This is a genomic window from Microcoleus sp. N9_B4, assembly GCF_036701635.1.
Lineage (GTDB): Bacteria > Cyanobacteriota > Cyanobacteriia > Cyanobacteriales > Microcoleaceae > Microcoleus.
The window spans coordinates 201,552-224,615 of sequence record NZ_JAUBRC010000001.1 but is presented as its reverse complement, the minus strand read 5'-3'; the positions used below and the strand labels follow the sequence as shown (position 1 = coordinate 224,615).

General features: G+C 44.7%; 17 protein-coding genes and 1 pseudogene. 8 read left to right on the top strand and 10 right to left on the bottom strand.

The genetic code is table 11. The features are described from left to right. Window positions 1-39 precede the first annotated feature (39 nt). From recQ to QUA43_RS00970, 3 genes are read left to right on the top strand one after another with little or no spacing between them, the layout of a single operon-like run. On the top strand, window positions 40-2,235 hold the full coding sequence (gene recQ / locus QUA43_RS00980; RefSeq protein WP_333370234.1) for a DNA helicase RecQ: 2,196 nt from the start codon (window positions 40-42) through the stop codon (window positions 2,233-2,235). A gap of 46 nt (window positions 2,236-2,281) precedes the next feature. Continuing rightward, complete coding sequence (locus QUA43_RS00975; protein ID WP_333370232.1) at window positions 2,282-3,400, top strand: AAA family ATPase; 1,119 nt, start codon at window positions 2,282-2,284, stop codon at window positions 3,398-3,400. Then, window positions 3,397-4,083, top strand: coding sequence for a hypothetical protein (locus QUA43_RS00970; protein ID WP_333370230.1), 687 nt, complete (start codon window positions 3,397-3,399; stop codon window positions 4,081-4,083). Before QUA43_RS00975 ends, QUA43_RS00970 begins: the two co-directional genes overlap by 4 nt. Before the next feature lie 118 nt (window positions 4,084-4,201). On the opposite strand, the gene QUA43_RS00965 is transcribed toward QUA43_RS00970, so the two are convergent. Next, the gene (locus tag QUA43_RS00965; RefSeq protein ID WP_333370228.1) at window positions 4,202-4,942 is read right to left on the bottom strand and encodes a peptidylprolyl isomerase; all 741 of its coding nucleotides are present in this window, start codon (window positions 4,940-4,942) and stop codon (window positions 4,202-4,204) included. An 85-nt stretch (window positions 4,943-5,027) separates the two neighbouring features. Next, a complete protein-coding gene (locus tag QUA43_RS00960) occupies window positions 5,028-6,728 on the bottom strand; it encodes a hypothetical protein (protein ID WP_333370227.1) in 1,701 nt (566 codons plus the stop codon). A 329-nt stretch (window positions 6,729-7,057) separates the two neighbouring features. On the opposite strand from QUA43_RS00960, the gene QUA43_RS00955 reads away from it, so the two are divergent. After that, a complete protein-coding gene (locus QUA43_RS00955; RefSeq protein WP_333370225.1) occupies window positions 7,058-7,255 on the top strand; it encodes a hypothetical protein in 198 nt (65 codons plus the stop codon). After that, window positions 7,212-7,361, top strand: coding sequence for a hypothetical protein (locus tag QUA43_RS00950; RefSeq protein ID WP_333370223.1), 150 nt, complete (start codon window positions 7,212-7,214; stop codon window positions 7,359-7,361). Before QUA43_RS00955 ends, QUA43_RS00950 begins: the two co-directional genes overlap by 44 nt. 34 nt (window positions 7,362-7,395) lie before the next feature. On the opposite strand, the gene QUA43_RS00945 is transcribed toward QUA43_RS00950, so the two are convergent. The 8 genes from QUA43_RS00945 to QUA43_RS00910 form a co-directional block, all read right to left on the bottom strand. Continuing rightward, entirely contained in the window at window positions 7,396-7,719 is a 324-nt protein-coding gene (locus QUA43_RS00945; protein ID WP_333370221.1) for a hypothetical protein, read from the bottom strand. 45 nt (window positions 7,720-7,764) lie between these two features. Next, window positions 7,765-9,531 (bottom strand): GNAT family N-acetyltransferase, encoded by a 1,767-nt coding sequence (locus QUA43_RS00940; RefSeq protein WP_333370220.1) that lies wholly within the window; start codon window positions 9,529-9,531, stop codon window positions 7,765-7,767. A gap of 95 nt (window positions 9,532-9,626) precedes the next feature. Beyond that, complete coding sequence (locus QUA43_RS00935; RefSeq protein ID WP_333370218.1) at window positions 9,627-10,064, bottom strand: TonB-dependent receptor; 438 nt, start codon at window positions 10,062-10,064, stop codon at window positions 9,627-9,629. 693 nt (window positions 10,065-10,757) lie between these two features. Further along, entirely contained in the window at window positions 10,758-11,015 is a 258-nt protein-coding gene (locus tag QUA43_RS00930; RefSeq protein WP_333370216.1) for a hypothetical protein, read from the bottom strand. A gap of 242 nt (window positions 11,016-11,257) precedes the next feature. Next, window positions 11,258-11,515: a hypothetical protein gene (locus QUA43_RS00925; RefSeq protein WP_333370214.1), complete on the bottom strand. Its 258-nt coding sequence runs from the start codon at window positions 11,513-11,515 to the stop codon at window positions 11,258-11,260. A 404-nt stretch (window positions 11,516-11,919) separates the two neighbouring features. Next, entirely contained in the window at window positions 11,920-12,384 is a 465-nt protein-coding gene (locus tag QUA43_RS00920) for a HetP family heterocyst commitment protein (RefSeq protein WP_333370212.1), read from the bottom strand. 129 nt (window positions 12,385-12,513) lie between these two features. Then, window positions 12,514-14,322 (bottom strand): HlyD family efflux transporter periplasmic adaptor subunit, encoded by a 1,809-nt coding sequence (locus tag QUA43_RS00915; protein ID WP_333370210.1) that lies wholly within the window; start codon window positions 14,320-14,322, stop codon window positions 12,514-12,516. A gap of 331 nt (window positions 14,323-14,653) precedes the next feature. Next, window positions 14,654-17,824 (bottom strand): peptidase domain-containing ABC transporter, encoded by a 3,171-nt coding sequence (locus tag QUA43_RS00910; protein WP_333370208.1) that lies wholly within the window; start codon window positions 17,822-17,824, stop codon window positions 14,654-14,656. 749 nt (window positions 17,825-18,573) lie between these two features. Here QUA43_RS00910 and QUA43_RS00905 point away from each other — a divergent pair. From QUA43_RS00905 to urtA, 3 genes and pseudogenes are all read left to right on the top strand, one after another. Next, a complete protein-coding gene (locus QUA43_RS00905; protein ID WP_333370206.1) occupies window positions 18,574-19,434 on the top strand; it encodes a transposase in 861 nt (286 codons plus the stop codon). A 225-nt stretch (window positions 19,435-19,659) separates the two neighbouring features. Further along, window positions 19,660-19,749, top strand: a pseudogene (locus QUA43_RS30745) (hypothetical protein); the annotation flags it as partial. A gap of 344 nt (window positions 19,750-20,093) precedes the next feature. Continuing rightward, window positions 20,094-23,021, top strand: coding sequence for an urea ABC transporter substrate-binding protein (gene urtA / locus QUA43_RS00895; RefSeq protein ID WP_333370204.1), 2,928 nt, complete (start codon window positions 20,094-20,096; stop codon window positions 23,019-23,021). Window positions 23,022-23,064 lie beyond the last annotated feature (43 nt).

Here is a 23,064-nt window from a genome sequence, read left to right as displayed (position 1 = left end):
GCATAGAATAGTTGAGAAGCCAACAACCAACTACTGCAAATGCCAGCGTCTCATCCGCCAATATCTTCTGTGCCACTGTCCCTGGAACAAGCTCTTAAACATTTTTTTGGCTATGACTCTTTCCGTCCGGGACAGCAGGAAATTGTCGAAGCTGCTTTACAAAAACGGGATATGATGATTGTCATGCCGACGGGCGGTGGCAAGTCTTTGTGTTTTCAATTACCGGCACTGTTGAAACCGGGATTGACTGTGGTTGTTTCGCCGTTAATTGCTCTGATGCAAGACCAGGTGGAGGCTTTGCAGGATAATGGAATTGGGGCGACTTTTCTCAACAGCACTTTGAGCAGTCAGGAAACCCGATCGCGCGAAACAGCGATTCTCGAAGGTAAGATTAAATTGCTCTATGTTGCACCAGAACGCTTGCTCGGTGAGAGATTTTTACCATTTTTAGATATAGTAGCAAATAAGTTAGGAATTTCGGCATTTGCGATCGACGAAGCCCACTGCGTTTCGGAATGGGGACACGACTTTCGACCAGAATACAGGCAAATGCAACGAGTGCGCGATCGATATCCCGACATTCCCATTATGGGACTAACCGCCACCGCCACCGAGCGCGTCCGCCAAGACATTATCCAGCAGCTAACTCTGCGAAATCCCTACATCCACGTCGCCAGCTTCAACCGCCCCAATTTATACTACGAAGTTCGCCCCAAAACCAAACACAGTTTTGCCGAAGTTTTGCAAATTATCCAAAAAAAAGGCGGTTCGGGAATTATCTATTGCCTCAGCCGCAAAAAAGTTGACGAAGTTGCCTATAAATTGCAACAAAGTGGCATCCAAGCCTTACCCTACCACGCCGGCATGAACGATGTCGATCGCACAACCAATCAAACCCGCTTCATTCGCGACGACGTGCAAGTAATGGTAGCAACAGTTGCCTTTGGTATGGGAATCAACAAACCAGACGTGAGGTTTGTAATTCACTACGACTTACCCAAGAATCTCGAAGGATACTATCAAGAATCCGGTCGCGCAGGCCGAGACAACGAACCCGCCCATTGCAGCTTATTTTTCGGCTACGGCGATGTCAAAATGATCGACTACATCATCGAGCAAAAACCCGATCCACAAGAACAACGAATTGCCCGCCAACAGTTGCGTCGAGTCATCAACTATGCAGAATCCACCGAGTGCCGTCGTACAATCCAGTTAAGTTATTTTGGCGATTCATTTCCCGGAAACTGCGGTACTTGCGATAACTGTTGCAACCAAAAACCCGTAGAAGATTGGACGATTGAGGCAATGAAATTTCTTTCTTGCGTCGCCAGATGCCAAGAGAAATTCGGCATGAATCACATTATTGACGTGCTGCGCGGTTCAAAAAATCAAAAAATATTGCAATACCAGCACAACCAACTTTCTACTTACGGAATTGGCAAAGATAGAAGTGCGGAGGAATGGAAAAAATTGAGTCGTTCGCTGTTAAATCAAGGTTTTTTAGAGGAAAAAACAGACGGATTTCCCATTTTGAAACTGAATGAAAAAAGTTGGGAAATTATGAAACGTCAGCGCACAGTTGAAATCGCCATTGAACCCCAGCGAGAAGTACAAGGAAAAGTTCGGTCTTTGGCAGTAGAAGTCGAAGCTTTATTTAGCATACTGCGGACACTACGCAAGCAAATTGCCGACGAACAATTTGTGCCACCTTACGTAGTTTTTGCCGATAAAAGCTTGCGAGATATGGCAGAAAAACGCCCACAAAATCTCACAGAATTCGAGGAAGTTTACGGCGTTGGTAGCAACAAGCGAAATAAGTACGGTAAGGTTTTCTTGGAGGCAATTCGCACTTTTTGCCAAGAACAAGGATTGCCAAGTGGTGCTGCATCTTCTGAGGTCGCTAATCTTCCCAATCTTTCCAACGTTGCGTCTTATTCGCAGATGCAAACCTGGGAATTATACCGACAAGGTTTGACAGTTCAAGGAATCGCCAATGCGCGAGGTATGAGTCCTAATACTATTTCTGGGCATCTGATAGAATTGATGGAAATGGGCAGGGAAGTTGATATAAATTTGTTGGTGGAATCGGAACGCCAGCAGGCGATAGTGTACGCTATTGAAGTTATGGGGGATGAGAAACTGAGAGCAATTTATGATTTTTTGGAAGAACGTTATACGTTTGAAGAGATTAAGTTTGTTCGCGCTTGGTGGCGGCAAAATTATGTGGGTTTTTAACCGCCGATGTATGCAGATTAACGCTGATGATTGATAGGAGGGAGAAATGAAAATTAAAAAAGTAGCTTTTTGGGATAATTTACGAGAGTGGCGTTTTGAACCGATATATTTTTCCAATCTGGCTTTATTAGTTGGCGTGTCTGGTGTGGGCAAAACACAAATTTTGAAAGGCATTTTGAGTTTACAACAGATAGCTAATGGTGCTTCATTAAACGGTTTAGGATGGGACATTACGTTTGCGACATTAAATAATGTCGAGTACCGCTGGCAAGGCGAATTTGAAACAAAAGAAAATCTGCCGTTCATTCTTAATGATGACGGCGAAACTAATGAATTTAGAATTGTTAGTGAAAAATTATTCAGAGAGGGAAATGCAGTTGTACAAAGAACATCTAATGAAATTATATTTAAAGGCAAGACAACGCCAAAATTGTCTCCATTCCAAAGCGTAGTTGAAATTTTAAATCAAGAAGAAGATATTTCACCTGTTCACCAGGCTTTTAATAAAATAACTAGCAATAATTCGAGTTCAATAGATTATTACGATCTAAACTATACAATGATATCAAGGATACAAAAAAGTGATATTTTATTAGATGATATTAAGGAAAGCGATATGCCAACCCAGATCAAATTAGCTTTTATTTCTCGCCTTTTTTCAGATATTTTTCCTAAAATAAAAGACATATTTATACAAGCTTTTCCTCAAGTGGAAGACATAAAAATAGAACCAGTACAAGATGAGGAATCCTCATTTATTAGTTTTCCAATTCAAATAAAAGAAAAAGGTGTTAATAATTGGATTTTTCAAGACAATATCTCGTCAGGGATGCTGAAAACCTTAATTCACATTAGCCAACTGTATTTGTCGCCCGAAGGCACTGTAATCCTGATTGATGAATTTGAAAACAGCTTGGGGATTAACTGTATTGATATTGTGACAGATTTGATTGTGGAAAATAGAAATATTCAATTCATTCTTACCAGTCACCATCCCTACATAATCAATAATATTGGGATGGAGCACTGGAAAATAGTCACTCGCAAAGGTGGGGTTGTAACTGTGATAGATGCTAAAGATTTGAACTTGGGAAAATCTAGGCATCAAGCTTTTATGCAACTGATTAATCTTGAAGAATATAGCGAAGGAATCAAAGTTGAATGAATCTATATTTTTTGGTTGAAGGAACACAATCGGAGAAAAAAGTTTATCCGGCTTGGCTGTCTTACCTTTTACCGGAATTGCAGCGAGTTGAGAGTTGCGATGATGTGAATGAAAAAAATTATTACCTGATTAGTGGCGAAGGATATCCTTCATTATACAATTTTATCCCGCCTGCGATCGCGGAAATCAACTCAAACGGAAAATACAGCTATTTTGTAGTGTGTCTGGATGCCGAGGAAAATACTGTTTCTGAGCTCAAAACTGAAATTGATGAGTTTTTAAGTCAGCAAAAATTGAAATTAAACAATGCAGAACTTGTGCTGATATTTCAGAATCGATGCTTGGAAAGTTGGCTGCTAGGCAATCGCAAAATTTATTCTAAAAATCCTCAAGATAAAGCTCTATTAGATTATACTAGATATTATGATGTTTCCGTGAACTGTCCCGAAAACATGGGCAGATATCAAGAGTTTAATACTCACGCTCAGTTTCATGGAGCTTATTTGAGAGCGTTATTTGAATCTAAAAATATTACGTATTCTAAGAAACGACCGGGAGATGTACTCAAGCCATTTTATTTGGAACAGCTATTGGCAAGAATTCAAGTTCACCCAGAACAACTTACTACTTTTCGTCAGTTTATCGATTTTTGTAATATAGTTAAATCCAAATTACCAAGTTAAACGCAACCATTATAGGACTTAGGTAGAACCTCTAGATGAGGGCTCCATGCACACCACACCGAGAGCGCTATAATTCGCCCGTCAAACCACTTAGGCTTCTCTGTGCTCCGCGTGCAACCTACACTTTAGAAGTGTACAATAAATAGTTGACTTCGTTAGCCAACCATTCGTTAAACAGATTGTGCAATATTTCTTGATACCGTTCAGGGGTTAATTCCGCCGGGAGAAACTTTTCAACCAGGAACAAGTGATATCCTAACTCTGTTTCAATTGGACGAATCACTTCTCCGGGTTTAGCGCTAAATACGGCTACGGCTATGTCTGGTTTTAAACCCCACCGATAAACCTTGCCTTCGCAACCGCATATATGCCGACGATTTTCGTCAATATCGTAAAGGTGAGCGGCATCAAAAAAGCTAATTTCTCCTTCTTGAATTTGATAAAATAGTTCCTGAGCAAGCTGGGGGTTGGCAACAACTATTTGATAAAGAATTATTTGATCGAATTGCAATTTGCTTTGAATAAAAAGTTTTTCTACTTCTTTGCTGAACAAGTGTTCGGCTAGTTTTTGGCTGAGAAGCCGATCGCAAATTCCGGCTTCTAAATCTTCTACAGAAATCATCTGATCGACCAGCCAAGCAATCGTATCAGCCGCTTTCTCCAAACGCTTCTCGCGGCGGAGTTGGTCGCCCACAGCTTGAATTTCGTCGGGAGTCACAGTTAACCCCCGTTCCCGGGCTGCTTTCTCAATAACTTTTTTCTGCAAAACCTTTTGACTAAATGTCTTTATTTGCTGCTCTTGTCTGAGTTGTTCGATGATTTCACTTGCTTCAATCAATGGCCCGTAAAAGTCCTTCATCTTTCTCTCTCCACCTATATAAATTTACTAACTTCATCCCCCGACGATTCCTGCGGGGTAGTTGGGGTTAACGGCTAACGCTTAGCTACAAGATGTTATTTGGCAAACTAATAAAATCAGCATTGCTCAAAGTTGTTGCACCCGCTGCGTTAACTGTTCCCAAAACAACAGCTAAAATTCGATCGCCATTATTTGAACTAAACTTGACCAGAGTAGCGTCTGTCGTACCGTCACCATCCGTATCAAAGGGGAGGAGTGTCAAGTCTGTTACCGAAAGTCCCCCTATCAGCCCAATTCGATCGCCTTCAGCGGGATTGAAATCAACGACTCGATCTGCTAACAATGGATTAGCTGCTGCACTCGCTGTTTCGGGTCTAAAGGCAAAGGTATCAGCGCCACTACCTCCAATCAATGTATCGCTGCCGAAGTCGCCGCAAAGAAAATCGTCGCCGTTGCCGCCAATCAGCAAATCTTGACCTTTCCCTCCCCGCAAAGTGTCGTTTCCATCGCTTCCATCGATCGCATCATCACCTCTGTTACCTGTGACAATATCGTCGCCGCTTCCTGCAAAAATTCGATCGATCTCGCTACCGCAAATAATCACATCGCTCTCGTTGGTGCCCAGCCAATATCCGTCGCCGTTGCTGTCGTAGCTGATAGTTAATGCTGCAGGATAGTTTTCTGGGGCGACCATTTCTGGAGGCGGGGTTGTCTCAGCATTGCTGTTGTTCGTATTGTGATCGGGAAGTGCGATCGAATTATTGCTGTTACTGTTATCTGTGGGATTAGAAGCGATCGCGCTGCTGCCACCACCACCCGTACCGATCGCATCCTCATTATTTGAGGGTGTTGGCGGTGTTGGCGGTGTTGGCGGTGTTGGCGGTGTTGGCGGTGGTGTTGGCGGTGGTGTTGGCGCTGGTGTGGCCGCTGGTGCTGGCGCTGGTGTTGCGATGTTAGTTGTGATGTTAGTTGTTGGTGGAGCGCCTGTAGCAGCGGTTGCTTCTGCACTGCCAGAAGTAGCTCCCGGAGTATAGGCTGTCTGAGTGCTAGTGCTACTGCCTGCAGGGGAAGTTACTGTCGCGCTGCTGTTGTTACTAACACCTTGATTATTGGCGATCGAGCTCGTTTCGCTCGAACTGCTACTCTCTGAAGGCGCTGGTGCGGGCGCTGGTGCGGGCGCTGGTGTTGGCGCTGGTGCTGGCGCGGGCGCTGGCGCGGGCGCTGGTGTTGGCGCGGGCGCTGGTGTTGGCGCTGGTGCTGGTGCGGGTGCTGGTGCGGGCGCTGGTGCGGGCGGTGGTGCTGGTGCTGGTGCGGGCGCTGGTGCTGGTGCTGGTGCTGGTGCTGGTGCGGGCGCTGGTGCTGGTGCTGGTGCTGGTGCTGGTGCGGGCGCTGGTGCTGGTGCGGGCGCTGGTGCGGGCGCTGGTGCGGGCGCTGGTGCGGGCGCTGGCGCTGGCGCTGGGGCGGGCGCGGGCGCTGCTGGTACCGTTGCTGTCGCGCTCGATGTAGGAGGAGCAGTGGAAGAAGTGGAAGCTTCTGCGCTGCCGCTGCTAGAGGTAGCCCCCGCAACGTAGGCTGTCTGAGTGCTGGTACTTGTTTCTGTAGGAGTAGTAGCTGTTGCGCTGCTGGTACTGCCGGCACCACTGTCATTTACGAAGGCACTAGATTTGCTGGAACTGCTGCTGCTGCCGGCACCAGGGTCATTCGCCAGCGAATTTAAGGTGTTTAAACTATTGCTATTGGCAACATTATTTAAGGGTTCAGCAGCTACTGAATATAAGGGAGGCATCGCGATTTATCTCCTTTTAGCTGTAAAGAGGAAAAGCACTTGCGTGAACATAGACACTGCCAATTTCAAATAAAAAGGTATGATTTTGAATAGTGTGAAGCAATTGCTCTTGAGTTCCGACTAAAGACTGAAATGTTTTTAATAAAAGTTGTTTTCTTTCGATGTATCTAAATATATCGGGACTAATTAGAGCTGTGTTGCCAATTTGGCAGGTTTGTTTGAAATTATAGGACTTACGCAAGTTTTCAATTTTTACACTCTTTGTATCCGGGCGCGCACTTGCTGGTGTTGAGGGCCGATCGACACACCGCTGCTCCCGTTGCTGAATTGTGATTAACAGAGCGGGGTTTGGCAGCAGTTTGATGACTGTGGTTGAGCGGATGGGAGTGGACTTGGAACGGCGGTTGGAGAGGCTTGCATCAGCCTGGAAGGCGACGGATTTGGCCGATTTGAATACGATCGCGATCGAATGGATGCGGAGTCATGGCAGGTGCAGGGCGATCGCGATCGCCCTGCACCTGCCATGATGCGGAAGTAATTAGAAGTGGCATTCAGGGAGTAGGGGCGATCGGCTCTTTCCTCGGCCAGAAACCCCTCGTACCCGTGACGCAGTGGTCAATCATTAAAAGCTAAAAAGAACTTAAGCCCTGACTACAAGCCCTCAAAGTTAGTGTGGCAAGTCCATCGCCTTGACAGTAACAGTCTCAAAAGCATAGTTTACTCCTGTTCCTGAATTACTTTTTACTTTCACTTTATCAAAGCCTGCGTAGTAAACATCAACACCAGCTAGAGGATCAGTGCCAATCGCTATAGCTGTTCCTGTACCCCTTGCTTTCGTAACTTTACCTTTGTTTCTAAAAATAATGTCTGTAGCAGTCAAAGTGTTTCCACTGTCCACTGATGAAAAGGCATCCAACGCCAAGAAAGCACCTCCTAAAATCAAGTCGTTCTCTGAAACATTTTCGAGGTAGGACAAATCAGAGGTCAACATAATAATACTCTTTTTTAAACTAATCAAAACTAACTTGGCGGACTACTAGGCTAGTATGGGAGTTTTTTGATCGCAGATAGTTGCGGTTTGATGTTCAGCTTGTTCTTGCATCACTTGAGCCAAATTATAGTGAGCCTCTGCTAAATCAGGTTTCATAGAGATGGACTGTCGATAGTAGGCGATCGCTGTTTTTAAATCGCCTACTTGTTTACATTTGGAGCCGAAATCATTGTTCATTGCCGCGTAATGAGCTTGTTTCTCTAAGGATAGCTTTCCTTGAGCATGAAGTGCATTGGCTAAGTTCACCTCAGCTTCAACGCAATTAGGCTGTAGTTCTAGTGCTTTTTGATAATAGGCGATCGCATCTTCCCATTTTCCTTGCTGCTGTAGAGCATAGCCAAGGTTATTGTATGTGGCGATCGCATCAGGCTGTATAGCTAGGATTTGATGATAGGCTTCTATCGCGTCGGATAACCGATCTTGAGTTTGATATAAATTCCCCAAACTAAATAAAGCCTTGATAGAATTTGGCTGCACCTGAAGCAGGTTTTTCAGTAAATTTTCGGCAGTTTGATAATCGCCTTTTTGTCTCATCAACACCCCCAGTCCATAGAGTGCTTCTGGGTGATTTGATTGAGCTTTCAGAATCTGATGGTATCCCTGTTCAGCTTTGGTGAGTCGGTTCGCTCGATGATCCCGAACAGCGAGATGAAGTGCTAAAGGAAGAAGATCCCTAACATCCTGTTGTCTGTTCTGGCCATTCTTGTATGTGGCTACGATATGCTGAATGTGCCGATCTTTAGCTCCAAAAGAATACTTATATTCCTCATTTCCCATTAAAAAGTCGTACACTTTAAATCCATTTTGAATCGCGTATCTGATTGCATCAGCATGGAGGATAAGCCCAGGTGGAGGATTTTTAAAGGTTTGATCGCGACCTGTAATCACAAATAACATGGATTTTTGCTGAAAATCAACAAAGTTGGCGATCGCCCCTAAAGGTATGTCTCCTTTCCACAGAACCGAAAGATACAGACAGTTATGTTCAAAACAATGACGTAAAATAAGGCGATTGTAACCCATGATTACCTCAAAGGTATCCCCTTTTTGCTTTTTCCATCTGGACTCCCAGAACTTGAGTAATATCTCAAGATGAGATTCCAAATTGTCTGCGTCAACCTGGGTGATATAAAACTCATCAGATTTGTCAACTTTCCTTAAAAAGCGTCTGATTTTTTGACGAGTATTGACACCGACGTAGTTTTGTAGATATTGCTCCCAGTCATCGGGTAATGAAACATAAGGAGCAAGATAAATATCGGGTTCTTCTTCATTCACACTTTGAATGCGGAGTTGACTGAGTTCAAAACTATCGGCAGAGAAATTACTCAAGAAGAGAGACATCCGTGTATCTGTTTCTAGAATACTTTTTACATTGAAACTAGACCATACTAACTTTTGCTGAATGTAAGCAGCAAAAGCAGGAATTACTTCTGCTTCATAACCAGGCAGGCAAATAAGTCCTGTGTAATCTGCCATGCTATTTCCGGCCATGCAGATTTCAGTTTCAAAGCCGCCTCCATCCTGGTGGATTAATGAATTTTTTAGAGGCAAAAAAGCAACATAGGATGAATCTTTGGTATCTGGTTTTGCAGCTAATATGAACCACGGCTCATGCACCATCTGCAACCATCCAGATAACCAAATCCAGGATAAGAAGAACTGAGCCTGATGATCTGCCGCGTATACAGAATCCCAATTTTCTCTGATTTTCTTAAATGTTTCAAAATTCTCAATTTTCTCAATCTGCATATAATTTTTTCCTCACCAATTATACTCCCCCTAATCCTCCTGAGAGGATGTCTGAAACACAGCATTATCCATCCTCTTCCTATCGGGTGAGATTATTAACGCCCAAAAAATGAAATAGAAGTGCTGCGAATTGTAGATGAAGCAGTTTGGTTTCCAGTCTTTGCATAGGCTGTGCCTGTTGCCTTGGCTCTACTATACTCAAGACTACCCAAGTCTTTAACCGTTGTGTTGGCAGTAGTATTTGTATAAGTCTCATCACCAATGGCAAGTCCACCTGCAACAGCGATGGCAGATCCATAACCTGCTGTTGTTGTGGCGAATGTATCCGCATAAACATTGCCACCACCTACCACAATGCTGCTTTCGTTAATCGGTTCTAAATAACTTAAGTCAGAGATGATTAATAGATTTTTCATCGTTGGGTCACCAGATTTATCGGCAAACTCAATTACTTTCAGATTACTCCTTAAACTCTTTTCTAAAAGAAAGTCATAAACTATCTCTAGATTAAGTGGTTTTCCGGGTTTTTTCAAGTAGAGCTATCTCCATTTATCTACTAATTAAAGTAATTTTTTATGGTTTAGTAGATGAGAATGAAATAGCCCTACTATTTGACTGGCAAGGATTAGTTGGTAGCAGCTACCGAGACGCTAGTAGAACTCCATGGATATACAACAGCGAAGGTTTGAGTCAACGTATCACTACCATAAGCATCAGCTTCCGCAGTAGCAAGATTACCCTTGACATAGGTCTTCGACACAACGTCTTTTTTGATTGTAAGTAATTGGACAGAATTAATTACACACTGATTTTTTGCTAATTTTTTACTAGACAAGGCTTGTAGCAAAACTTTTGTGTAATTAATTGTGTCTTACTACTTAAAGTATTCAGAGAAATAGATTTTGCTAAAGTCATAGCCCAAGTTGAATCCACCAACAACAGAAGTTTCAGCAGTTTCCAAGTAGTTCAGATCGGAAATAATCATGGCTTTTGTCCTTTTTGTTTGTGAGTTTGTAGCTAGCAGCAACCTGTGGTTGTTCTGTATTTAAGATAGCTAAGATAATCCGACCTGTGTTGCCATTTTGGCAGATTAATTTTGACGGTAATGACAACAAAATAGGCAAGTTGACCAGGGATTTACAGAGATTGAAATAAAGAGCATCCTCAGCTAGGATGCCCTCTGTTTCGGCTGTTATTTTCATTCTCAAACTAACAACTACTAAGGATTAGTTAGTAGCAGCTACCGAAACGCTAGTAGAAGAAGTTGGAGTGACAATAGCGAAGGTTTGGGTCAAAGTATCGTAACCATAAGCATCAGCTTCCGCAGTAGCAAGATTACCCTTGACATAGGTCTTCGACACAACATCTTTCTTGATGTTAAAGTATTCAGAGAAATAGATTTTGCTAAAGTCATAGCCCAGGTTGAATCCACCAACAACAGAAGTTTCAGCAGTTTCCAAGTAGTTCAAGTCGGAAATAATCATGGCTTTTGTCCTTTTTATTTGTGAGTTGATCGCTTGCAGCAACCTGTGGTTGTTCTGTATTTAAGATAGCTGAGATCATCTGACCTGTGTTGCCATTTTGGCAGATTAGTTTAACCAGGAATAAAAACCAAAAAGGTAAGTTATTCTGGAATTTACAGCCATGGAAATAGAGAGCCTTCTCAGCTAGGATACCCTCTATTTTGGCTGTTGATTTTATTTTCGGAGTGAACAACTGCTAAGGATTAGTTAGTAGCAGCAATCGAGACGCTCGTAGAAGAGTAGGGATCGACTATAGCGAAGGTTTGGGTCAAAGTATCACTACCATAAGCATCAGCTTCCGCAGTAGCAAGATTACCCTTGACATAGGTCTTCGACACAACGTCTTTTTTGATTGTAAAGTATTCAGAGAAATAGATTTTGCTAAAGTCATAGCCCAAGTTGAATCCACCAACAACAGAAGTTTCAGCAGTTTCCAAGTAGTTCAAGTCGGAAATAATCATGGCTTTTGTCCTTTTTGTTTGTGAGTTTGTAGCTAGCAGCAACCTGTGGTTGTTCTGTATTTAAGATAGCTAGGATAATCCGACCTGTGTTGCCATTTTGGCAGATTAATTTTGACCGCGAATGAAACCGAAAAAGGTAGGCTACTCAATAAAATTGAGTATAAAGGGCATTGCCGAAACAGAGGGATAACTGTATTAGACTCCATCGCAAAGCAGTATAAATCCACAATAGCTAAAATCGGGTTTCTGAGTATAAAGTAATTAATTTGGCTAAGGTTGCCATTTTGGCAGATTTATCGAAAGTGCGGATGTTAGATACTGAAAAACCCGATCGCCCGCGGTGAGTCAACCAAAAAACTGGTATACCCAACGCCCGCAATCGGGTTGTCGGTCAATCGACTAAATTACTTACCCGCCCAATTAAACCAGCGCGTCTTAAATCCCGCCAAAAATCGTTGATTGTGAACATCAACCGCCGGCGCCGAGATAGGTGAACCGGTCCCGGCGAATTCAGCTACACAACCTGCGGTATCTGAGTGCAACTCGCTAAAAGCCTCAGTTACATAACCCCCTCGAACTCCGGCTCGTTTTTCCCTCACCACCTCCAGATGATCTAAATCAGCAATTTTGCCCAATGCAGACTTAGTTTCCGATTTACTCGACTTGCTGATTTGACTGTTTTCCTTAAGCAAGCGGTTGGAAGTACGGTAAGGGATATAGTCGAGGGGGTTGTAACCCGTGCACCGCAAAAGTAAAAAACAAGCCCAAGAATACTTTCCTGCCAGAATCGCTGAAATTATCTCATCCAATTGTTCTGGTTTGATTCCAACTTGGGGATGATTAGCAGAATGGTGAAATTGGGAATTCATTATTTTATCCTGTTTTGTGTAAATGGGTAGACTGTTGACTGTTGATTGTTGACTGCTGACTGTTGACTGCTGACTGTTGACTGCTGACTGTTGACTGTTGACTAATGACTGCTGACTAATGACTAATTTCTACAAACTCATGCCGCCCTTTTGTAGCTGCTTGAGAGGGTCAAGCAAAATGTCGGCTATGCTGCGCTGGCGAATGACAATTTCCGCAGTAGCTGTCTGGCCAGCTTTGAGTTTCCAGGTTTGATTTTTGGCTTTCACTGAGTCTCGATCGATACTCACTTCCACCCGGTAAAAAACACCCAATCGCTCGTCTGTTTTGGCATCCGGTGAAATAGATAAAACTTTTCCCGGAATCACGCCGTAATTTTGATAAGGAAAAGCATCGAATTTGACTTGCACCGGCATTCCGGTTTTGACAAATCCCGCTTCTCGGTTCGGCAAACTGACTTCCAGCACTAGCGGAGCCTGATTCGGAGTCATTTCTGCAATAGTTTGACCCGGTTGGACTACTTCGCCTTTGTTGTGAATGTTGAGTGCGGAAATCACTCCGCTGACGGGTGCGTAGAGAAATCTTTGTTTGAGCTTATTTTTTGCTTGATCGAGCAGGGTTTGGGTTTCGGCAATTTTGGATTTGACTTGATTTAATTGCATTTCCAACTGCTGAATTTTTTGCTCTTTTTCTAACTGGGTTTGGCGCGCTGCGGCTTGTTTGCTGGCGGCTTCGGCTTGCAGTCGATCGACTTCTGCCAGTTGTTGAGTTAATTCACCTTGGGTTCTAGAAATGGCGCTAGTTCGATCGCGCAAATTTTGCTCGACTTCAAACAACCTTTCCTTAACCCCAGTTGCATCAGACAGTTGACTCCTGATGGCAGCACTTTGCCTGTCGCGAACGGTTTGCTCAACTTCAAAGGCGCGATCGTCAGCCTGAGTTGTGTCCCCCAACTGGCTTCTAATCACCGCATTTTCGCTTTCTCGCAGAGCTTCGTCAGCTTGAAACAATACGTCTTTTGACAGAGCTCCTTCATCTACCAAAGGTTTGAGACGCGCGATCCGCTCTTTGTGAGCAGCCACTTTTGCTTGCAACCCGGCCAGCAATTCTTGAGTCTTGCGTTGCAACGGTTTCACCTGATCGCGCCGCCCTTGCTGCGAGTTAATATCTGTTTTCAGTTGCGAGAGCAAGTCTTGTACATTGTTTTCCAGAGGTTTGAGCTGTTGCTTGCGCGCTTGCTGAGACACTACATCTGCTTGCAATTGCCCGATTTGAGACTGCGTGGTGGCGGCTGAAGCGATCGCACGGGCGATCGCAGCTTCCGCCCCCCGCTGGTCCGCAGCAGCAATAGCTTGGCTCGCTTCAACTTCCAGTCGAGTTCTCTCGATCGAACTCATCTCTTGCACCAATTGAAGTCGATAAGCGTCCAGAATTTTATCAAGACGCTCCACCTCGCTCTGGGCATTCGACGGGTCTAATTCAGCCAATAATTGTCCAGCTTTGATTTTTTGACCTTCTTTGATAGCGAGGTTAATAATTTTTCCCGTCTCCGTCGGGTGAATTTTGTAAACAGCGCCTTTGGGAACTAATTTGCCCTGAGCATGACCAACCTCGTCAATTTTTCCCAAAGTTGCCCACGCTCCAAAAGCTACGGAAAAAACCATTCCTCCTAATATCAACCGCTGGGGAAAAGATACTGGCGGCTGGTCGAGTACCGAGTGCAAAGAAGTAGACCAATTATTGGCATCAGGCTGCCGTAACTGTAATTTGGCAATATTGATACCGTCATGAGTTTGAGAAGAGCGATTTTGAGATTCGACAACTTCTAAAGATCGGTCTTTTTTTCTGGGTTCGTTTTCTTGCCTAGAAGCTACGCCCCCATAGACTTCACCTATTTCGTTAGGAGCGTGGCCTAATTCTTTGGCATCTTCTGAAAACATTTTATTTCCTCCAAATTAGTCTGTTGACTGTTGGCAGTTGGCAGTTGTTAGGAGCTATCAGTCAGGAGTCAGGAGTCAGGAGTAAGTGATATCATGTCCGGTCGAGCGACCGCGATTTTTGTAGGGCGGGTTCACCAACAATACCTGCCAATAATTGACAATCTCAAAAACCCGCTCGACAGGGATATTATGGTTAATCGAGCGGACATGATATGAAAATTATCTTTAGCCTTGTGTTGCTAATGACTAATGACTAATGACTAATGACTAATGACCAATGACTAATGACCAATGACCAATGACTAATGACTAATGACTAATGACTAATGACTTAAAGATCGAGTTGTTGCTGAGCGAGGTGATAGTAAAGTCCGCGTTCAGCCATCAATTCGTCGTGGTTGCCTTGTTCGGCTAAAATGCCTTTGTCTAAAACCAAAATTCGATCGGCATTACGCACCGTAGACAACCGATGAGCGATAATAAACGAAGTGCGATCGCGACTAATGCGGGCGAGATTTTGCTGAAACCTGCGCTCAGATTCGGTATCCAGCGAAGAAGTTGCTTCATCCAAAACCAAAATTCGGGGATCGCCCAAAAGAGCGCGGGCGATCGCAATTCGTTGTCGCTGGCCCCCAGACAAACTCGTTCCCCTTTCCCCCACAGGAGTTTGATAACCCAGTGGCATATCTTGAATAAAAGCGTGAGCTTCTGCTAGCTTCGCCACTTCTATCGCCTGTTCCAAGCTTGCAGAACCAGCATCGTTTCCGTTTTTATACAGCGTAATATTTTCCAAAATCGTTCCCGAAAACAAGAAACAATCTTGAGGAACAACACCCAACTGAACTCGCAGCGACTGCAAAGAAATGTGCCGAATATCGTGGCCGTCAATTGTCAGCCGCCCCTTTTCTGGATAATAGAAACCTTGCAGCAGCTTTACCAAAGTGCTCTTACCGGAACCGCTGCGGCCGACAATTGCCACAGTTTCTCCAGCTTGCACCTCAAAGGAAAGATTTTGCAGCGTATTGCGTTCCTCATCCTGAGCATAACGGAAAGAAACATTGTCAAACTTGACGTTTCCCTGAATGCGAGGCAGCACCAGCATTGGCTTGTAAGGGCTTTCTTCAGGTTGGGCAGAGAATACATCATCCAAACGCTCGATCGAAACCAGCACTTCTTGAAACTCATCCCAAAGTCCCACCACTGAAAGCACAGGAGAAATCACGCTCCCAATCATCATATTAAAAGCCACAAATTGACCGATCGTCAACTCATCTTGAATCACCAGCATTGCCCCGTACCACAGCAAAGCCGTGCTCCCCAAAGTATTAATCCCACCCCCGATCACCTGCAAAGAATTCGCCAACTTCTGCCCGCGAAATTTAGCATTAACCATGCAAGTTAATTGGTCTTCCCAGCGCCAGCGCATTTCTCGCTCAGCAGCAGTTGCCTTAACCGTCGCTACCCCAGTAATCATTTCCACCAAAGATGAATTTTGCTTGGCACTTTCGGTAAAAATCTCCCGGGACACTTTTCGCAGAAAGGGAGTTGCCACTAAAGTCAAAATCACGATCGGCGGAATCAACGCCAGCACCAACAACGCCAGACGCCAGTTATAGTAAACCATCAGTCCGATGTAAACTACAGCCATCAAAGCATCCAACCAAGCCGTAATAGCTTGGCGAGTCAAAAATGCCTGAATTTTTTGATTTTCCTGAACCCGCGTCAAGATATCGCCCACCTGACGAGATTCAAAAAACTTGATCGGCAAACTGAGAGTGTGACTGATAAAACCACTAATTAAAGTCAGGTCAATGCGATTCGACAAATAATCCAGCAAATACTGTCTCGTTGCACCCAACAGCGTTCGCCAAACACTAAACAGCAGCAGTCCGATCGCAAAAACGTGCAAAGTTACTACGCTTTTACTGACAACCACTTGATCGAGAATTACTTGGGTAAATAGGGGAGTAACTAGACCAAATAATTGGAGCAACAAGGAGAGGATCAGAATTTGGGCGATCGCAGCCCGGTAGGGCCAGATTATGCCAACAAAGTTTTTAAGTTTGATGCCTTGATGTTCGGCAGTGTGATTGCGGTATAGTTCCGCTGTCGGGTCTAAAATTAGGGCGTACCCAGTCCAATTGTCGGTAAAACTTTTAATGCTCATCCACCGCTTGCCCGCAGCCGGATCAGCCACTAAAACCTGTTGATTTTTAAAGCGGTAAACTGCCACGTAGTGATTGCCTTGCCAGTGAGCAATCCAGGGATTTTGATTTCGCAGCGGAGTTAAAGAAGCTCGCACGGGACGGGTTTGAAATCCCATCCTTTCCGCTGCTTTTGCCAGACTCTTGAGCGAGGCCCCGCTGCGGCCTATTTCTGCTAATTCGCGCAAGTAATTTAGGCTGAATTTTTTACCCCAATACTCGCTAATCATCGCTAAGCAAGTAGCTCCACAATCTGCTGCGCTCTGTTGTTGAATGAATGGGTGTCTGCTGCTCAACCAGCGCCGCTGCTTGGGTTTGGGAAAGCTGATGATTCCGGGTGCGGTTTTTTGCTGAGCAACTGCGGTTAATTTTGATGGCTCGGTTTGTGAGGTAGATCTGGCATCTTGGGGCGGCGTTACTAAGCTTAAAATTGGAGGTTTGCGGATGATTTTATGGCGGGAATTGCTTTCGGAACTAATTCGGGCTTTGGCGATTTCCCACTGTTCGCTGCTAAGCTGGTAAATTAGCAGGTCTGTTACCGCTATCCAGTCGCTCTTTAGATCTGAATGTTCCCAGTTACTGCCGAGAATTGGCGGTGCTTGACCTTGAATTTGACCGCTGCGGAGCCAAAAATGATTGTTGGAGTTTTGGGAATGCTCAGCGAGGGAAACTCCGGCAGGAATTCGGCTTTCTTCTGTGTAAGGAAGTAAGTGGGGCCACAGAAGCTGTTGTTGGTGGGGAGGGAGCGATCGCAAATCTGTTTGTGTCTTGAAAAATATTAACCGCTGTCGCTCTTGAAATTCTTGCTGCAAGTGCTGTTGCAGTTGCGGGAATTCCTCTAAAATAAGCTGCAATGTGGTAGCCGCAATTCGACCGATTTGGCAAGTGCCGGCCGCAATTGCCCTGTAAGGCAGTCCGCTTTCAATAAATAGGTTATCTGTCCCAAATATTGCTCCGACTTCCAGTACCACCGCCGAAATCTCCTGCTGTTGAGACGCTTCTACCGCTAGCAGCCTGACTCTTCCCTCGCAAACTAAATAAAAATTGCGTGAAGCGAAGCTATCCCGTAGGGAATCGCTCTGTTCTTTTTCAACTAAATTGTTGCTATTATCTGATGTTTGATATTGAGTGATTTCATCTCCGAGTTGAAACTCGCAAATTTCACAGGCTGTATTTAATTTCGCCACTAAAGTCGGTTCTGCACCGACTTCCTCGAAAATTTTCTGAATACCCGGGAAATTTTCCAAGGCTTCTTGGGTTTTAAAAATGTGATTTTTAACCCCTAAAATTTTTTTCATAACTTACCCTGTCAAAAATTTGTTTCAAATTTTTTGAATGACAACTAACCCGGTTATGAGCAATTTTTATTGGTTTAGTTGCAACCTAGTGGGCTTAAAAACTGTTTGTCGATATGTCCGACTAACACCCCTTAGTTACGGCATCCCTTCAACGCCTTTAGGATATATAAAATTGCGTTTTTTCAGGATTATGTGGTGATTACGTAAGTGTGGTTTTGGCTGGCTCCCAGTTTAACTTACAGAATCGTGGTTTTGGCTACCTGTAAGGGCAATCTTTACCGAATCTTTATAAATTTACCGTAATTATACGGAGATTTATGAAGATTCTGTAAAGCGTGGCGAGGCAAATGTTGTGTCCGGTATACGTATATCTACACAGAAATTGACATTCAGGATTCAAAAACCATCAATTTTTGACGCTTGTTTGTGAAGTCCAGATTCCGAACATTGTAAAGAAATATTGATTGCTGTTAGTTTGTAGCAGCAATTAAAGCAATTAATTGACCATCTAATCTGGGTATGTAACGAATTAAAGTAAAATAGAAGGTTTTGCTGTTGATAACGGCTTTCCATTTGGGGATGACTTCTGTGAGGGCCCAAACCCATCACTATCGCTACCATCACTATGGGTCTAAACCCCGATTAAAAGTATCGGTTTCTCTGCTTAACGAATTTTGTGCGATCGCACTCAGTGTACTTGTTCTCCAAAAGCATGAAAGACTGTAGAATCCAACCAACAACTACTGCAAATGTCAGCGTCTAATCCGCCAACATCTTCTGTGCCGCTGTCCCTGGAACAAGTTCTCAAACATTTTTTTGGCTATGACTCTTTGAACCCGGGGCAGCAGGAAATTGTCGAAGCTGCTTTACAAAAACGGGATATGATGATTGTCATGCCGACGGGCAGTGGCAATTCTTTGTATTTTCAATTACTGACACTGTTGAAATCAGGATTGATAGAAATATTATTAACAACCATAGAGAGAGACCCTCAAGAATTAGGAGATGATTTTCTCAGATGGACAGCGCAGAGACGGGAGCATCTCAATGAAAGCAGCCAAGCTAGAAATTGGAGTTCTGAGGCTCTCTTGCTGCGAGGCTCTCTTGCTGCGAGGAAAGAGTCAGAAGGAAGGAGCCAGAAGAAGTGTTTTTACAAATATGAGATGCTCCCGCAGAGACTAGCAACATACTTAGATAAATCCACAGTAATAAAATTAAGTGGAGGAAAAGTTATGAGGATAGTAAAGAAAAAAAAGTATGTTTACATTTGGGAAAACTCTAGCCTAGATTCCAAGAGAAATCCCGAAAAAATAACAGCGTTTCAAATAAAAATAGCCGAATATTTAAAAATAGAAAAATCCACTCCCGAACGATTACAGGTCTGGTTTTGGGAGGAGAGTGGATTTAGTTTAAAAGTCACCAGAAGAAAGAACTGGTGTAAAAAAGGCAGCAGAAAAAATGTCAGAGGAGACAGAAGAAAGGGAAGAGTTAATGTAATGGGAGGAGTGATGTATTCAGATAAAAAAAGGTGGGTAGAGTTGATCACTAAAGGTAATTCACATAATTTTTATCAAGTGCTAAAGTTTTTTCAGGAAGAGCTAATTAATTAATGAATGGATAGAAACAGGTAATCAAGCCTCACAAGTGGCAAAAAAAAGGAAAAATAGTGATTCTTTTTGATAATGCTATAGCGGTTCTCAAAAAAGTGAGGTATGCCCTATGCCCTATCCCCTATGCCCTATGCCCTATGCCCTATGCCCTATGCCCATGAGTACCTCATCTTTCTGAGAAAGGCTATAGTTTTCCTAATAAAGAAGAGTATCTGAAAAAACAATGAAACAGAAATGCCTAATCTTTATTTATAATTTATTCCCGAATACAGCCCCGACTATAACTTAATTGAATTAGTATGGCATTCGCCAAAAGAATATATTGCCCCTCGGCTATTTACATCAATTGAAGAGCTAGAGAATTTATGGCAGATCCTCTTAAAATAGGGACAATTAATAATTAAATGGGAGCGAAAAATCCAAAACAAGGGTAATGCTTGTATCACAGTTTAAAGGTGCAACAGCTTAGTTTCCCGCCTGACACCTTGTACTCTACAGAGCGACAGTGCTTTTTGAATTTGGGATAACCCTTTCTTTAGCTATCATGGTATGATTATATCAAACCTCAGCACTTTTTATCAAGGAAAGTCCTAGATAAAAGCCGCACTTAAGTGCGGGGCTTTAAACCCCATTTTTCGGTAAAAATTATCTAAAACCCTATGGGAGCAAGGAGCAGTAACCCCCTCGAAGCAGCCGGCCAGACTCGTGAGCCGATCAAAATAGGTGTGTTGCATTCGCTGACGGGCACGATGTCCATCAGCGAAATTTCTGTTAAAGATGCGACGCTGTTGGCTGTTGAGGAAATTAATGCGGCGGGAGGGGTGCTCGGACGCCCCTTGGAAGCGGTTATAGAAGATGGAGCCAGCGATTTGCAGACTTTTGCTCAAAAAGCTAAGCAATTGCTCCTAGAAGCGCAGGTGGCGGTGGTATTTGGCTGTTGGACTTCGGCGAGCCGCAAAGCTGTACAGCCGGCTTTCGAGCGCGGCAAGGGGTTGCTGTTCTATCCGGTGCAGTATGAAGGGCTAGAACAGTGTCCGAATATTTTCTACACTGGTGCTGCCCCGAACCAACAGATTGTGCCTGGGGTGAATTACTTGCTGGCACAGGGGAAGCGGAAAATTTTCCTGTTGGGTTCGGATTATATCTTTCCCCGCACGGCAAATCGGATTGTGAAAGCTCAACTGGCGGCACAGGGGGGAGAGTTGGCGGGGGAAGTGTATCTGCCGCTGGGTTCGAGGGAAGTGGGCGAGGCGATCGCACATATCTTAGCAGTGAAACCGGATGCTATTCTCAACACTCTCAACGGCGACAGCAATGTGGCTTTTTTCCAAAAGTTGCGGGAAGCTGGCGTGAAACCCGAGGATTTGCCGGTGATGTCGGTCAGCGTAGCAGAAGAAGAAGTGCGGGCGATCGGGCCGTCCAATATTGCTGGGCATTTGGTGGTTTGGAACTATTTTCAAACGGTGGATACACCGGAAAATCGTAAATTTGTCAAGGCTTATAAAGCCCGATACGGGGAAAATCGAGTCACGGATGACCCGATCGCAGCGGCTTATTTGGGCGTTTACCTGTGGAAGCAAGCAGTAGAAAAAGCTGGTTCGACAGATGTGGTTAAAGTCAGGGCGGCTGCTAAAAATATTGAGTTTGCAGCGCCTTCGGGCAAGGTAAAAATAGATGCCCAAACTCAGCATATTTGGAAAACAGTGCGGATTGGCAAGGTGAGGGTGGACGGTCAAATTGAGGAGATTTGGAATTCCGACGCACCGGTTCCGCCAGATCCTTTTCTCAAAAGCTATCCTTGGGCGGCGGCACTGGCTACGAGGGGGATTTCTCTGGGAACTCGGGCGTCTTTGAGCGGGCTGTTTGTCATCTTGGTGCTGATAACTTGGATGGCGGTGGGAGTCGGGTGGATGGGTTCTGTAGAGATGAAGAACTATTTGCTGACAATAGAGGCTGCCTCAGATCCGGCGGCGGCGGTTTCTGAGGCAGCCATGGCGGTTCTGGTGCAGCAAACTCTCTTTGTGGCGAGCCGCACTCAGCACTGGCTGCTGGCAGCTTTGGGTTTGAGTTCGATCGCGGGGATCGTGGCTTTTGTGTCGGTGTCGGCAATTATTCGGAATCTCGGCTTGCTGCGGAAAACTGCGGAACAGATGGCCAGCGGTGATTTGACGGCTCGATCGCCTATTGTTTCTAATGACGCGATCGGGGTGCTATCTTCTACTCTCAATACAATGGCTCAGCAAATTAGCAGTTTGCTCAACGGTTTGGAAGTGCGCCAGCGGCAGCTAGAGGAACGATCGGGGGAATTGGAAGTCGCTAAGAATGCTGCCGAAGCTGCCAACCGGGCGAAAAGCACTTTTTTGGCAAATATGACTCACGAGTTGCGGACGCCCTTGAATGCGATTATCGGCTACAGCGAGCTGCTGCAAGAAGAGGCTCTGGAACTCGGCGAAGAAGAGTTTGTGATGGATTTGGCAAGCATTAATATGGCCGGCAAGCAGTTGCTCACCATTATTAGTGACATCCTGGATATTTCTAAAATTGAAGCAGGGAAGATGACTCTTTTCTTGGAGAGTTTTGAGGTGTGGAATTTGATCGAGCAGGTTGTCACTACTGTTCAACCGACGGTAGGGAAAAATGGCAATACTTTGATCGTCAATTGCGATCGCAATATTGGCACGATCTACTCGGATTCGTCGAAGTTGCGGCAAGCGCTGTTAAATTTGGCGAGCAATGCTGCTAAGTTTACCGATCGAGGCAAAATTACGATTAATGTTTGGAAAGAAGAAGGGGAGGTTTTGCCGATCGACAATTCCGAAGAACTCTCGGCAGATCCCTCTCGGTGTCAACAGCCTTCGATCGTGTTTCAAGTAACCGATACCGGCATCGGTATGACTGAGGATCAGGTGTCGAGGCTGTTCGGAGCTTTCGCTCAAGCGGACGATTCTACTACCCGCAGATACGGCGGCACAGGTTTGGGGCTGACAATTAGCCGGAGATTTTGTCAGATGATGGGCGGGGACATTACGGTTGATAGCGAGTTTGGCTGCGGTTCTAGTTTTACGATCCGGTTGCCGATTGCGGTTAAAAACCCGAAAGAAGCGCCGGACGATCGAGAAATTGAAGAAAAGCAGGCGAAGTCTTCCCAGGAGTTAGACACGAGTGCAGCGGCGACAGAAGCGAAGCAAAAAGAAGTGCGATCGCAACCGCTGGATTTGCCCGATGCTGCTACTGTGCTGGTGATTGACGACGATCCAGACGCGCGGGATTTGATGACCCGCTGCTTGTCGAAACAGGGATTTCGGGTGCGATCGTCGGCTAGCGGTCAAGGGGGGCTTCTGTTGGCTAAGGAGTTGCTGCCCGACGCGATTCTTCTGGACGTGATGATGCCGAGTATGGACGGCTGGGCGGTGCTGTCGGCGTTGAAAGCCGATCCGGATTTGGTTGATATTCCGGTAATTATGATAACTTTTTTGGACGACAAAAATCAGGGTTTGGAATTGGGAGCGGCGGAGTATTTGAGGAAGCCTGTGGATTACAAGCGCTTTGCTGCTTTATTGAGTAAATATCAGGGTATCGGGAAGTAGTTAGTTGACTGTTGGCTGTTGACTGTTGACTGTTGACTGTTGA